The 15,291-nt window shown below is 60.8% G+C and carries 5 protein-coding genes; 3 read left to right on the forward strand and 2 right to left on the reverse strand.

The genetic code is table 11. The features are described from left to right. Positions 1 to 155: 155 nt before the first annotated feature. Positions 156 to 7,334 (forward strand): NEL-type E3 ubiquitin ligase domain-containing protein, encoded by a 7,179-nt coding sequence (locus tag ACZZZ4_RS21295; RefSeq protein WP_463548689.1) that lies wholly within the window; start codon positions 156 to 158, stop codon positions 7,332 to 7,334. 168 nt (positions 7,335 to 7,502) lie between these two features. On the opposite strand, the gene metH is transcribed toward ACZZZ4_RS21295, so the two are convergent. Next, entirely contained in the window at positions 7,503 to 11,213 is a 3,711-nt protein-coding gene (metH, locus tag ACZZZ4_RS21300) for a methionine synthase (RefSeq protein ID WP_463548690.1), read from the reverse strand. 155 nt (positions 11,214 to 11,368) lie between these two features. On the opposite strand from metH, the gene ACZZZ4_RS21305 reads away from it, so the two are divergent. Further along, a complete protein-coding gene (locus tag ACZZZ4_RS21305) occupies positions 11,369 to 13,663 on the forward strand; it encodes a fatty acid cis/trans isomerase (protein ID WP_463548691.1) in 2,295 nt (764 codons plus the stop codon). A gap of 103 nt (positions 13,664 to 13,766) precedes the next feature. Continuing rightward, a complete protein-coding gene (nfuA, locus tag ACZZZ4_RS21310; protein ID WP_003225494.1) occupies positions 13,767 to 14,351 on the forward strand; it encodes a Fe-S biogenesis protein NfuA in 585 nt (194 codons plus the stop codon). A 145-nt stretch (positions 14,352 to 14,496) separates the two neighbouring features. Here the strand turns inward: nfuA and cobM are convergent, their stop codons facing one another. Beyond that, positions 14,497 to 15,243 carry a precorrin-4 C(11)-methyltransferase gene (gene cobM, locus ACZZZ4_RS21315; protein WP_463548692.1) on the reverse strand — a complete coding sequence of 249 codons (747 nt, stop codon included), beginning with the start codon at positions 15,241 to 15,243 and terminating at the stop codon, positions 14,497 to 14,499. Positions 15,244 to 15,291: the final 48 nt, after the last annotated feature.

Below are 15,291 nucleotides of genomic sequence, written 5' to 3' on the forward strand. Positions count from 1 at the left end.
ATCCCTCTCCGCTAAATCGTGCGTTACAAGCATAGTCAACTCTGCGCCCGACCGTTCAGACACGTCGTAACAACTCTCTCTGGACTCGATAACTATGTACCGCCGCACCGGTCGGTGCGGATGATGTGCTGTCGCTTCATTTACAGGAGCGATGTATGTCCCCCGATTCCCTCGTATCCAAAAGCGCGGCCCCCCTGATCAAACCGGCGGCAACGCAGAGTCTGCACGCGCCGTTGCTGGAAGCGTCGGTACCGCAATGGTTGATTGATGCTCCCGCGCGCAGAAGAGCTGAGTTCAAACAGGCCACCAAGGCAACCCCCGACTGGTACAAAAGCGCGTCGCCCGCGCAACGCGACGTGCTGCACAAACGCTTCAGAGACAGCTTCCAGGCGCAGGTGCAGCTGGATAAAACCATGTCATCGTTCAAAGACATTGACGCCTTTGCCAGGCCTTTGCTGCTGGAGGCGCTGAAAAGCCGCTATCAGGTGGAAGTGGATGTCGACAAGACGCTGTTGTGTTTGAAGCGACCGATTCTCGTAACTGTTGCTCGCGTGGAAGTTGGCACTCACGAGGTATTGACGCTGCCCATGCTGCAGGCAGCCCTGCACAACTTTGAAAGTGACGAATGCAAGTACGGCGCCTTTCACAAAAGCTCAACCTTCGCAGTAGCAACCGGCACGCCCGGTAACTACAAGGCAGTCCCGGTCAATGTCTCGATCAGGAACTTTCTCAGTCTGTGCCGTGAGCTGGACATTGGCGCGAAATATCAAGCCTACCTGACTTCGTTTTTCCACCCAGCCGACCCCAAGACGGAAGCCGCGCTGCGCCGCCAGTTCATCTTGGCTCAGAAGAGCGCTTTACACGCGGCGGCCGAACAAGCGTTGTTGACCAAGGACATCCGCCGCCAGGATCACGCGATGATTCTTTCCGTTCTTGCGGGCAACAGGACCCCCAGACTGGATAACAAAACAGTCTCGTTTCAGGATTTGGGCGTGATGCGCCATAGACTGGTTGGCTGCGTTGTCTTTGTGATTTACGACAGATATCCGTCATATGACGAAGTAATTCTTTACGTGCCCAACGACCCCGAGCATCCGCTCAAGCGCTACACCGGCACGCAAATGCAGGACACACTGAAACGCTTGTTGTCTGCTCGGGATCCACAGCATCCGCAAAGCACCGCGCCGACGGCCTATCAGGCGTTTTTCAGCCAGTTCTTTCCTTATAGGAAGCGCGCTGAATATTTCAACCGGTTCATCAAGCCCGCCCATCCCGCGTCCGAGTGGTTGTGGTCGGCATGGCGAACGATAGGGCAAACAGTGACGCCTCTAGGGCCTTGGGAGACGCCGCACAAGGATCCGCAAATGATTCCGGATACCGATCCTTTCGTGGCGGCCGCACCGTTTCCGGACCCGAACGCTTATTTCAAGGGCACAAACCCTGACCTCTGGAACTGTCTCTACGAAAAACACCGCGACAAGCTGTTCGATGATGCCCGCAGCCACGCAGTGCCCACTGAAGACGTCGATGCCAAGGCGCGCGACGCCAAACTCGCTGCGCTGCTGCAGTTCGGTCTGCTGGCAGCGAACGTGGCGTCGATGTTCATCCCCGTACTCGGCGAAGCGATGATGGTGATCATGGCTGGCCAATTGTTGTATGAAGCCGTTGAGGGGGGCGTCGAATGGAGCGACGGCGACAAGCACGCGGCCAAGGCCCATCTGGTCGATGTTGCCGAAAACCTCGCACTGATCGGGGTCACCGCCGTTGCGGGTGCAGGTTTGAGCCGGTTGAGGCCTGTCAAGCCGGAACCGGTCATCGAGAACCTGCACCCGGTGACCTTGCCCAGCGGTAAAACCCGACTGTGGAAACCCGACTTCAGTGGTTACGAACAGGACGTCACATTTGACGCCTTGGGCGAACCCAACGCACTGGCGCAGTATTCGTTCGAAGGCAAAACGTATATCCGCCAGGGCAGCAAGGTCTACGAGCAGGTCCAGGATCAGACGACCGCGCAATGGCTGCTCAAACATCCCAGCGATCCCGATGCCTACCGGCCGGTCCTGGTCAACAACGGCCACGGTGGCTGGCGTCTGGCACTGGAACAACCCATGACCTGGGGGCGTCTGGACTTGCTGCGCCGCATGGGGCCGCTGACTGACGGTTTTTCCGACGACGCCCTGCTGATGCTGGCCGATACCAGCGGTATCAGTGACAACACGCTGCGCAAAATGCACATGGACCATTTACCGCCGCCTGCCGAACTGCGTGACGCCATGCGCTTGTTTGCCGCCGATCAGGGAGCCAGACAAATGATCGAGCAGTTACGCGGTGCCCAGGCAATTGATGAGCAGTACCTGTACGCGCTGCCGCTGGTCCCCGAAATGCCACGTTGGCCGTCGGGCCGCGTGCTGGAGATCGTTGAGGGCGCGGGGGAGGCGGCGCGATCCATCCAGTACGGCGCACAAAAACTGCTGCCGGGAATTGAGCGCAAACCGGCGATCCGGATCAGCCGCGAGCAAGTGCTGAACGGCGAACTGCCGGCACGAATCATCGCTGCGCTGGAGGAAAATGAAATTGTTCATCTGCTTGGGAGCAGGGGCGCGCAATTGCGTCCGGCGAGGCCAGATGAATTCACTGCGAGACTCACCGAATACGCCTACACCCGACGGCCAGCCATCTTCGACAGTCTCTACCGGCGCAACGGACCCGCGAGTGGGCGGGTGCGCATTCTGCAGCGCGAATGCCCGGGGCTCAGCGACGAAGCCGCGCAAGACGTGCTCAACCACGCATCGGCCGACGAGCTTGCCCGACTGGACGCGACCCGGCGCTCGCCCTTGAAGCTGCTGGAAGAGGCCCGCTGGTACGCTCGCCAAGGCCGACAGATTCGTGCATTCGCCGGTTTGCACGGCGAAAACCTCGCCTCCGCAGACAGCCGACGCCTGGCATTGCATGCACTGGAACAATTGCCGCAATGGCCGCAAACCTTGCGGCTGGAGATCCGTGACGGCAGTACAACCGGTGCTGTGCTCGACGGTATTGGCGAAATCACCGCACCGGTTAAACGCTACCTGGTGAAAACCGGGCCTTTCTATCAGGCCTTCGATGCCCGTGCCCAAGCGCTTGATCAAGTGCCCCGGGTGGAAGACAGTTTTTACCGGTCGCTGTTGGCCGCCTTGCCTGATGAAACCCGGTCAGCGCTGTGGCTGGCGGATGTGCGCACAGGCCGCGAACTGCAACAGAGCATCATCCGGTCAGCCCACGCGCATCGTCTTGATGCTGCACGGTTACTGGAGCCGCAAGCCAAGTGGTTCAAGCCTCCGGCGCGAGTGAGTGCCCGGTTGAGCGGTTATTACGCCAGCGGACGCGGCGCCAATTGGAATCCGCATCTGCGCAGCCGCGCGCAGCATTTGTATCCGGAGCCGCGCCAGGTTGAAGCGTTTTTCGCTCGGCGACGCGGCAGAACCGACGCGCAGATCTTCGATGAACTGGAGTCTCGACTGAAGGATTGGGAAACACTCAATGCCACCCTCGACCGATGGCAGGCAGGCCCCTCGAGCAGTCAGACCGCAGCGCACCGTGCGCAAGTGGCCCAGGCCCTCAGAGAGGCCTGGCGCAATGAGCCGTTGGCGGCGCAGGCCCGGGAAGTGGCGCAGCTGTCATTGGTCTGCGATGCGCCGCTGCCTGCGCTGACCACGAGGTTTGACCATGTGCGTGAATTGTCGGTGACGGGCAGCGGCCTCACCGACGCCAATGCCGAGGGTTTTCTGGCGGCGTTCCCCCAGGTCACCGATCTGTCGATTGGCGAGCCCGGCCTTGGGATCGAGCAGACGCTGGTGAACGGATCACTGACCACGCTGCCTTCAGCGGTGGGCCGCATGCCTGAGCTGACCCGCCTGCGCTTCGCCACCGACGCGCCGTTACTGGCGGAGAACCTCGCGCAGCGGCTCGAAGCGTTGTCTTCGCTCGAAGCGCTGCGCATCGACTACTCGGGTACCGATTCAACGTCCTTGCATGGACTCGATTTTTCAAGGCTCAGGCAGCTGCGCACGTTACGCATCGACGCGCCTCGTGCTTTGTGGCGATGGCCGGCGTCGGTCGAACGGCTTGGGCAATTGCAGCGTCTGGACCTCAGTCATACCTTGATCGAGACGCTGCCGTCGTCGCTCTACCACGGGCAGGAACGCCTGTGGGCTGGCCTGTCGCTGGACTGGTCGAGCGTCACTCCGGACACGTTTCTGCGCGCTTATGAATACGTCAGCAACTACGCCGGTCCCTTGGGGCATCTGCTCGATGTGCACCAGATGGTCAGCGAGTTCTGCCGGGCCGAACTCGATTCCATGCTCGCCGCGTCCGGGCTGATTGATCCGTTGCCGCTGGCGTTCGATGCCGCATCGGCTACGCCCGAGGCACGGCTGGCCGCGATCACCGCGCTGCGCGCCGAGCATGACAGTATTTTCGCTCGATTCCATGCCCCAGCCCCGCACGGTACTCGCTACGCAGCGCTCAGCCCGCAATGGACAACAGGCAGCAACGCCAAGATTTTCAATGCGCTTAGAAACAGTTGGCAAGGCGCCGTCCGGCAGCGGTACGGCCTGCCGTCCCGCGTGACCATCTTCGAACTCAGCACTCCAACGGGGGCCGAACGCGTTGTGCAATTGCCCGTATTGCCGCCAGGCAGTTTTGCCCATGTGCGCACGCTGCGCCTGGGAGGACTGGACGTTTCCGCCCGAGCGGCCCGCCGTTTCATCCGCGCCTTCAGCCGGACCGAAACCCTGCAGATCAGCGGCAACACCTTCACGGAACTGCCCTTTGCTGCAGCCGAACTGGAAGGTCTGGCACAGCTCGATGCTGCCAATAACCGGATTGCCATGACCCCAGTGGTGCAGCGCCAGATCAATGGCTTGCAGCGCCTCAGGGCGCTGGACTTGAGCCATAACCCGCTCGGGGATGTCGATGTCAGCGCCTTGAATGAGTTGCAGGCATTAGGCCTGCGGTCGACGGGGCTGCAAGGCTGGCCCGCTGGTGTCGAGGATCTGAGCCGATTTTCCTGGCTGGACTTGCGCGATAATCGCATCGACTCGGTGTCGCCGCGGGCGTTGACGCACACCGATTTGCTGATGAGAACCAACCTGGCCGGCAACGTGTTCAGCCCGCAGGGTGAAGCTGCGTTGAACATGGCGCTGCAGAGTATTGAGCAGCAAACGGGCCTGGCGCACGGCACGCTGGCGCGATTCGCAGCCGAACCCGTGCCGGAACGATTTCCGCCAACGGAAACCGGTGCATCGTTCATCGACGAGCTGTTGCCGCTTGCGCAATCCGCTGCGGTGGCGGGCGAGACCGGCGCGGCTGCGCATTTGCAGCGGTTGCGGCAGATTTTTCCAGACGAGCGTGCTCGGCTCAGCTTGCACAATCTGCGCAGGATGGCGCTCAGCGACGTGCAGATCGACGCACGAATCACTGAGTGGCATCAAACGTTCGACGCGCTGACCCGCCGTTTGAACGACTGGTTGTATACCCGCGAGGTCACTGGAGAAGGCGTGTTCATCAATGCGCGCAGTCGCTCCTTCGCTGCACGGCGCATCCGCGCCGCATGGCTCGATGGGCTCAGCGAAAGCCCAGGCACGCCCCGGCTGGAGCTGGAATTTTCAGAGCGGCAAACCGGTGACCTGCCGGAGCTGGACGTGCAGTTGCCAGGTGTGACGAGCCTGGACTTGACCCGCGTCGGTATCACCACGCGCGGCTCTGACGCTTTCCTGCAGGCCTTTCCCAACCTCGAAACGTTGTTTGTCAGCGGCAATGAATTGCTGGCGTTGCCCGCGCCGGTGCAACGCATGCGGCATCTGCAGCGTCTGGAAATGCAGTATTGCAATCTGCACAGCGCGACGAGCCTGTACCCATTGCTCGGCAGCGGACGATTGCGCGCGCTGGATCTGGGTTACAACGAGATCCGCGCTTTTCACCCGCCGGCGTTCGGCGCTCTCGAAACCCTGGATTTACGTTTCAACCAGTTGAGCGAATGGCCGGACGGCGTGTTGATGGCGCCTCGTCTGCACACGCTGAATCTGAGCGGCAACCGGATCGAGGAGTTGCCTGTTGGCTTGTTCAGCGGTGGGCACGGCAATCTGCTCGAGGGCACCGACTTGTCCGCGAATGAACGTTTGTCGTTGTCAGCGTTGCAGGATCTGCGGCGCTACTCGCGCGAGCGTCCGGGGCGCCCCGTGTTGGGTGTATCGCGCGCACGGATCGACGACATGATCAACAGGCAGATATTTTACGACGGCATCGGTTTGGAGGAGCCGGTCGGGATCCCTGAGGAGGAGGGCGGCGTTGATTTTGATGTGCACGCCGCCGTAGCACCTGTCGAAGAGCTGTTGGATCCGGCAACTGACATTGCACCGCGCTCGCTTGCCCCTTGGCTCCAGGACACCTCCGCATCAGTGGCAGAACAACGAACCGTGATCTGGACGCGGTTGGCACAGGAACCGAACCACGAACGTTTTTTCCAGCTGCTGCGGCTATTGCGCGATACCAAGGATTTCAATCGCGTGCGGGCTGATCTCACGCGCAGAGTGTGGGAGGTCATGCAAGCTGCCTACGACGATACATCGTTGCGAGATTTGTTGTTTCACAGCGCTGAAACCCACGGCACCTGCGTTGACGGGCGGATTCTGACGTTCAGCGACATGGAGGTCCGGGTCTGGGCGGATCGCGTTTTGCGCCAAATTGCGCCGGATCAAACAGCACTCAGGGGGCAGGCACTGGTGCGTTTGTCCCGGCAAATGTTTCGTCTGGAGCGGGTCGAGACCCTTGCTGAAGCCGCGGCCGCGGCTGAGAGACTGGACCGCGCCGAGGTGCGCTTGCAGTACCGCATCGGGCTGACTGGCAATTGGGGCGACGGAGTGGATTTGCCCGGGCAGCCGGTTTTCATGTCCTATTTCGATCCCCTCAGCGGGGATTTGCTAACGCAGACCCGTGAATCAATCCTTGCGGCAGAGCGGACCGACGCGCTGCCGATCAGCATGGTGGCCCGCGATTACTGGACGGACTATCTGCGAGAACGCTATCCGCAGGAGATGAACGATCTGAATGCATCGGTCGATGATCAGCGTTTGCAGCTCTGGGGAGCGTTGGACGGACGCCTCGAGCGGGCTGAGATCGATGCCGGACAATATGACCTGGAACTGGATGCCCTGGGCCAAGCGATGGAAACGCTGCGCGTGGAAAAACTGGTCGCACTGACGCGTCGGGCGATCGACGAGCTACAGCAGGTCGCTGACGAGTCGCAGCAGCCTGGCCGCACCTCACCGGAATCCGGGCCATCGTCGCGTCCCTGAAATACCGAATCGGGACTCTCAAGCTCAAGGAGCTGACCCGCGCGGAACTGGCAAAAACGCCAGCGGTCCAGGCACAAACGGGCCCAGCGTCACCGCAACCTGGGCATTCTCGACCCTGAAACCGATTGAGCCCGCCAGGGCCTGAGAGCCTCAGGCCCTGGCGGTGTCTCAGCTGTCGTAACCCAGGTTCGGCGCCAGCCAGCGCTCGGTGACGCTCAGATCCTGGCCTTTGCGCGCGGTGTAGCTCTGCACCTGATCCTTGTCGATCTTGCCCACGGCAAAGTACTGCGCCTGCGGATGGGCGAAGTACCAGCCACTGACCGCAGCGGCGGGGAACATCGCGTAATGCTCGGTGAGGAACACGCCGCTGCGTCCGGCACGCATTTCAGCCGCTTCGGGATCAAGCAAGGTGAACAGCGCGGCTTTCTCGGTGTGATCCGGGCAGGCCGGGTAGCCGGGGGCGGGGCGGATGCCACGGTATTGCTCTTTGATCAGCGCATCGTTGTCGAGGGTCTCGTCCTTCGCATAACCCCAATGTTCTTTACGCACTTGCTGGTGCAGCCATTCGGCGCAAGCTTCGGCCAAGCGGTCGGCGAGGGCCTTGACCATGATCGAGTTGTAGTCATCGCCCGCGTCCTGATAGGCCTTGGCCACTTCCTCGGCGCCGATGCCGGCGGTGGTGATGAAACCGCCGACGTAGTCGGTGACTTCGCTGTCCTTCGGCGCAACGAAGTCGGCGAGGCAGAAGTTCGGTTTGCCGTCGGTCTTGATGATCTGCTGACGCAAGTGATGCAGCTTGGCCAGCGGCTTGCCGTTGTCGTCGTACAGCTCGATGTCGTCTTCGTTGACCTGATTGGCCGGCCAGAAACCGAACACCGCACGGGCGCTGATCAGCTTCTCGTCGATCAGCTTGGCGAGCATTTCCTGGGCGTCCTTGTACAGCGCAGTGGCGGCTTCACCGACCACTTCGTCTTCGAGGATGCGCGGGAACTTGCCGGCCAGGTCCCAGGAGATGAAAAACGGCGTCCAGTCGATGTACTCGGCCAGCACCTTCAAATCGATATTGTCGAGCACCTTGCTGCCAGTGAAGGTCGGTTTCACTGGCTGATAATTGGCCCAGTCGAATTGCGGCTTCTTGGCGATGGCAGCGGCGTAGCTCAGGCGTTCGGTGCGGGCGCTGCGGTTGGACGTACGCTCGCGCACGTCGATGTATTCCAGGCGCGTCTTCTCGACGAAACCGGCTTTCAATTCCTTGGACAGTAACTGCGTCGCCACGCCGACGGCGCGCGAGGCGTCGGTCACGTAGACCACGGCATCGTTGCTGTACTTCGGTTCGATCTTCACCGCGGTGTGCGCTTTCGACGTCGTCGCGCCACCGATCATCAGTGGCAGATGGAAATCCTGACGCTGCATTTCGCGGGCAACGTGGACCATCTCGTCCAGCGACGGCGTGATCAGGCCGGAGAGGCCGATGATGTCGCACTTTTCTTCTTTGGCAACCTGCAGGATTTTCTCGGCCGGGACCATCACGCCGAGGTCGACGATGTCATAGCCGTTGCAACCGAGCACCACGCCGACGATGTTCTTGCCGATGTCGTGCACATCGCCTTTCACCGTGGCCATGAGGATCTTGCCCTTGGCTTCCGGTTTGTCGCCTTTTTCCAGTTCGATGAACGGGATCAAGTGCGCCACGGCCTGCTTCATCACCCGCGCGGATTTCACCACTTGCGGGAGGAACATTTTGCCGGCGCCGAACAGGTCGCCGACGATGTTCATGCCGGACATCAACGGGCCTTCGATCACCTCGATCGGCCGCGCAAACGACTGCCGGGATTCTTCGGTGTCTTCGACGATGTGCGTGGTGATGCCCTTGACCAGCGCGTGTTCCAGACGTTTGTTGACGTCCCAGTTGCGCCACTCTTCGGTCTCGGCTTCCTTGACGCTGCCGTCGCCTTTGTACTTGTCGGCAATGGCGAGGAGGGCGTCGGTGCCGTCCGGGGTGCGGTTGAGAATCACGTCTTCGACGGCGTCGCGCAGCTCGACCGGGATCTGATCGTAGATCTCCAGTTGACCGGCGTTGACGATGCCCATGGTCAGCCCGGCGCGGATGGCGTAGAGCAGGAACACCGAGTGAATCGCCTCACGCACCGGGTTGTTGCCACGGAACGAGAACGATACGTTCGACACACCGCCGGAGCTCAGCGCATACGGCAGCTCATCGCGGATGTAGGCGCAGGCGTTGATGAAGTCGACGGCGTAGTTGTTGTGCTCTTCGATGCCGGTAGCGACGGCGAAGATATTCGGGTCGAAGATGATGTCTTCCGGCGGGAAGCCGACTTCATTGACCAGAATGTCGTAGGAGCGCTTGCAGATCTCTTTCTTGCGCGCTTCGGTGTCGGCCTGGCCGGCTTCGTCGAAGGCCATCACCACCACCGCAGCGCCGTAGCGCTTGCACAGCTTGGCGTGATGGATGAACTGCTCGACGCCTTCTTTCATGCTGATCGAGTTGACGATGCCCTTGCCCTGAATGCATTTGAGGCCGGCTTCGATGACTTCCCATTTCGACGAGTCGATCATGATTGGCACGCGCGAGATATCCGGCTCGCCGGCGATCAGATTGAGGAAGGTGACCATGGCCTTCTTCGAATCGAGCATGCCCTCGTCCATGTTGATGTCGATGATCTGCGCGCCGGCCTCGACCTGCTGCAGAGCGACTTCGAGGGCTTCGGTGTAGTTGTCTTCACGGATCAGGCGGGCGAACTTTGCCGAACCGGTGATGTTGGTGCGCTCGCCGACGTTGACGAACAGCGAGCTGCGATCGATGGTGAACGGCTCCAGGCCCGAGAGGCGGCAAGCCTTGGGGATGTCCGGAATCTGACGTGGCGCGTAACCGGCCACGGCTTTGGCGATGGCTTCGATGTGGCCCGGCGTGGTGCCGCAGCAGCCGCCGACGATGTTGAGAAAACCGCTCTGGGCGAATTCTTCGATGACTTTGGCGGTCTGCGACGGCAGTTCATCGTATTCGCCGAATTCGTTGGGCAGGCCGGCGTTCGGGTGCGCGGAAACGTGGGTGCTGGCCTTGTTCGACAGCTCTTCAAGGTACGGCCGCAGTTCGCTGGCGCCGAGGGCGCAGTTCAGGCCTACGGAAATCGGCTTGGCGTGGGCCACCGAGTTCCAGAACGCTTCGGTGGTCTGCCCCGACAGGGTACGGCCGGACGCGTCGGTGATGGTCCCGGAAATCATGATCGGCAGTTCGAGGTGCAGCTCTTCGAACACACCTTGCACGGCAAAGATCGCCGCTTTCGCGTTGAGGGTGTCGAAGATCGTCTCGATCAGGATCAGGTCGGCGCCGCCCTCGATCAGGCCTTTGGTAGCTTCGGTGTAGTTTTCCACCAGCTCATCGAAAGTGACGTTGCGGTAGCCGGGGTTGTTGACGTCGGGCGACAGCGAGCAGGTGCGGCTGGTCGGGCCGAGCACGCCGGCAACGAAGCGCGGCTTGGCCGGGTTTTCGGCGGTCTTGGCATCAGCAACCTTGCGGGCCAGGCGTGCGCCTTCTACGTTTAACTCGTAGGCCAGCTCTTCCATGCCGTAGTCGGCCATGGAAATGCGTGTGGCGTTGAAGGTGTTGGTTTCGAGAATGTCGGCACCGGCGTCCAGATAGGCTTTTTCGATGCCGCCGATCACGTCCGGACGGGTGATCACCAGCAGGTCGTTGTTGCCCTTGACGTCACTCGGCCAGTCCGCAAAGCGCTTGCCACGATAATCCTGTTCTTCGAGCTTGTAGCTCTGGATCATCGTGCCCATCCCGCCGTCGAGAATCAGGATGCGCTCTTTGAGGGCTTGCTTGAGAGCTTGAAGGCGGACGCTGCGATCGGACATGTGGACTACTCGGAAAGACCATTACGAAGGAGCGGGATCATAGCAAACCTGTGCGCTTTTGGAGCATGCGCAGCTTTTGCATGAATATCGCTCATGTTGGTACGGACGTCATAACGGTAGAATCGCAGCCTTTTTTTACCATCAGGATCAGTAGCATGCCTTACCGCTTCATCAGTTTATGGTTGCTGGTCCTGAGCGGGAGCGTTGCGGCGCAAGATCCTGCCATTTCGTCTGTTATCTCCTATAGCCGGGATATACAGCCGATCTTCACCGAGAAGTGCGTGGCCTGCCATGCCTGTTACGACTCGGCGTGCCAGCTCAATCTGGGCAGTGGCGAAGGCGCCGCCCGTGGCGCGAGCAAGATGCCGGTGTACGACGGCGAACGTACCCAGGCTGCACCGACCACGCGCTTGTTTTACGACGCCTTCGGCAAGCGCGCCTGGCAGCAGAAAGACTTTTACTCGGTGCTCGACGCCCAGGGCAGTCAGGCCGCGCTGATGGCACGCATGCTTGAACTCGGCCACAAGACGCCGCTGACGCCGAACGCCAAACTGCCGGAAGAAATTGTTCTTGGGCTCAATCGCAACAATCTCTGCGCAATGCCTGCGGAGTTCGACGGCTATGCCGGCGCGCACCCGAAAGAGGGCATGCCGCTGGCGGTCACTGGCCTGACCGACCAGCAATACCAGACCTTGCAGCGCTGGCTGGCGTCTGGCGCGCCGATTGACGAGCAGAGCCTGGCGCCGAGTGCCAAAGAGGCCATGCAGATCCTGCAGTGGGAAAACCTGCTCAACGCCCCCGGTGCGCGGCAGAGTCTGGTCGGGCGCTGGTTGTTCGAGCACTGGTATCTGGCGCACATCTATTTCAAGGAGGGTGAGCCGGGGCATTATTTCCAGTGGGTACGTTCGCGTACGCCGAGCGGCCAGCCGATCGACCTGATCGCCACGCGCCGCCCCAACGACGACCCGGGCACACAGGTGTATTACCGCTTGTGGCCGGTGCAAGGGGTGATCGTGCACAAGACGCACATCACCTATCCGCTGAGCGCGGCGAAAATGGCCCGGATCAAAAGTCTGTTCTACAGCGGCAACTGGCAGGTCAACGCGCTGCCGGGTTACGGCCCGCAGAGCCGTGCCAATCCGTTTGCCACCTTCGAGGCGATTCCGGCGCAGGCGCGCTATCAGTTCATGCTCGATAACGCTGAATACTTCGTCCGCACCTTTATTCGCGGCCCGGTGTGCCGTGGGCAGATCGCGACCGACGTGATCCGCGACAACTTCTGGGCGCTGTTCCAGGCGCCGGAACATGATCTCTACATCACCGACCCGAACTACCGTGGCCAGGCCACGCCGCTGCTGGCGATGCCGGGGCAGAACGATGATGTCGGCAGCGTGCTGAGCCTGTGGCGCAACTATCGCGACAAGCGCAACGAGTACGAAGCCCTGCGCCGTGACAGCTATGCCGAACTGCCGGCGCCGAGCTGGTCGACGCTGTGGGCCGGCAACAACAACGCCTTGCTGAGCATTTTCCGCCACTTTGACAGCGCCTCGGTTACCAAGGGTTTGATCGGTGAGGTGCCGCAGACGATGTGGCTATTCGACTATCCGCTGCTGGAGCGCACCTATTACCAGCTTGCGGTCAACTTCGATGTCTTCGGCAACGTCTCCCATCAGGCGCAGACGCGCCTGTATTTCGACCTGATCCGCAACGGCGCCGAGCAGAACTTCCTGCGCCTGATGCCCGCCGACTCGCGCGAGGACTACCTCAACGATTGGTATCAGGACGGCGGCCAGTTCAAGATGTGGCTCGATTACGAGGCCATCGATGACGATAAACCGACCGCGCTGAAACTCGACGAAAAAGACCCGAAACGCGACTTCGCCCTGCAGTTGCTGGCGCGCTATGGCGATCTGAACGCGCGGCCAGACCCGATCAATCGCTGTGACGGCGCTTATTGCTCACGGCCGAATATCGATCCGGCATTGCAGAACGCAGAGCAGGCCTTGAGCCGCCTGGCCTCGCGACCGGCCGCAGGGTTGAAAGTCATCGACCAGTTGCCCGAAGCGACCTTGCTGCGCGTTGAAACCGCCAGTGGCAAGCGCGAGGTCTACAGCGTGCTGCGCAACCGTGCCCACAGCAACGTGGCGTTTTTGCTCGGTGAGTCGCGGCGCTATCAACCGGGTCTCGACACCTTGACGATCTATCCGGGCGTACTCACCAGTTACCCGAACTTCATGTTCAACGTACCGGCCGAGCAGGTGCCAGCGTTTGTGGATGCGATGGAGAATGCCCGGGATGCCAACCGGTTCGAAAAGATTGTCGAGCGCTGGGGCATTCGCCGCAGTCATCCGCAGTTCTGGCTGTATTTCCACGATCTGAGCCAGTACATCCACGAAACCGATCCGGTGGAAGAGGGTGTGCTGGATATGAACCGGTACGAGAACCTTTGAGCATTCGCAGGCGTGTGCCGAGATTCTTTCCCGACAAAAATACTAGGACTTTGTCAGCCGCGCCGATTGGCGTAAACTGCGCCCAAGCCTGCGAGGAGTTTTTATGACCGCTATTACCATTACCGACGCCGCCCATGATTACCTGGCCGATCTGCTCTCCAAGCAGAACACCCCGGGCATCGGCATCCGCGTTTTCATCACCCAGCCTGGCACCCAGTACGCCGAAACCTGCATTGCCTACTGCAAACCGGGCGAAGAGAAGCCTGAAGATACTGCGCTGGGGCTGAAAAGCTTCACCGCCTACATCGACTCGTTCAGCGAAGCGTTTCTTGACGACGCCGTTGTCGACTATGCCACCGACCGCATGGGCGGCCAGCTGACCATCAAGGCGCCGAACGCCAAAGTGCCGATGGTCAATGCCGACAGCCCGGTCAACGAGCGCATCAACTACTACCTGCAAACCGAGATCAACCCGGGGCTGGCCAGCCACGGCGGTCAGGTCAGCCTGATCGATGTGGTCGAGGACGGCATTGCCGTGTTGCAGTTCGGTGGCGGTTGCCAAGGCTGCGGCCAGGCCGACGTGACCTTGAAGGAAGGCATCGAGCGCACTTTGCTCGAGCGCATTCCTGAGCTCAAGGGCGTTCGCGACGTGACCGACCACACGCAGAAAGAAAACGCCTACTACTAAGGCGTTCGCTGCGAACTAAAAAAACGGCGCCCCGTGAGCGCCATTTTTTTATGGGCAACATTTGCTGTGCCCTATTCGCTAGCAGGCTCGCTCCCAGATTGAAATGCATTCCCCTGTGGGAGTGAGCCTGCTAGCGAAAGCGCCTTTAAGGGCGATAAAGATGTGCATGCCCGGCGCGGTACAGCGAAGACTCGCTGAACACCTCACTGCCCAGCACCCGCCCGACCAGAATCAGCGCCGTACGTCGAAAGCCTTTGGCCTCGACCTTGTCGGCAATGTCCGCCAACGTACCTATCACCCAATCCTGATCCGGCCATGTCGCGCGATGAATAACGGCAATCGGGCAATCTGCGCCGTAATGCGGCAGCAGTTCAACCAGGATCTTCTCCAGATGATTGACCCCCAAGTGGATCGCCATGGTCGCGCCGTGCTGCGCCAGGCTGGCCAGTTCTTCCCCCGCCGGCATCGCGGTCTTGTCGGCGTAACGGGTCAAAATCACGCTTTGCGAGATGTCCGGCAGAGTCAACTCGGCGCCGAGCAGCGCTGCGCATGCCGCGGTGGCCGTCACGCCGGGAATGATCTCGAAAGGAATGCCCAGCTCACGCAAGTAGCGAATCTGCTCACCGATCGCGCCGTACAGACTTGGGTCTCCGGAATGCACACGGGCCACATCCTGGCCTTGGGCATGGGCCGTCCTGATCAGATCGATGATCTGTTCCAGATGCAGTTCAGCGCTATTGGCCACGATTTCGGCCTGATGACCTTCCAGCACCGCTGCGGGTACCAGCGAGCCGGCATAAATGATCACCGGGCAGCTGCGAATCAGCCGTTGGCCTTTGACGGTGATGAGTTCCGGGTCGCCGGGGCCGGCGCCGATGAAGTAGACGGTCATCGTTGAATCCTTGGTAAGAAGCGCAGCCGCACCTCAGATGAAGTGTGC

This window comes from Pseudomonas sp. AC252 (assembly GCF_979258105.1).

What these genes read in the sequence shown, in the direction of transcription:
- ACZZZ4_RS21305 (WP_463548691.1), top strand. Translation starts at nt 11,369, where the DNA reads ATGCCTTACCGCTTCATCAGTTTATGGTTGCTGGTCCTGAGCGGGAGC.
- metH (WP_463548690.1), bottom strand. Translation starts at nt 11,213, where the DNA reads ATGTCCGATCGCAGCGTCCGCCTTCAAGCTCTCAAGCAAGCCCTCAAA.
- nfuA (WP_003225494.1), top strand. Translation starts at nt 13,767, where the DNA reads ATGACCGCTATTACCATTACCGACGCCGCCCATGATTACCTGGCCGAT.
- cobM (WP_463548692.1), bottom strand. Translation starts at nt 15,243, where the DNA reads ATGACCGTCTACTTCATCGGCGCCGGCCCCGGCGACCCGGAACTCATC.
- ACZZZ4_RS21295 (WP_463548689.1), top strand. Translation starts at nt 156, where the DNA reads ATGTCCCCCGATTCCCTCGTATCCAAAAGCGCGGCCCCCCTGATCAAA.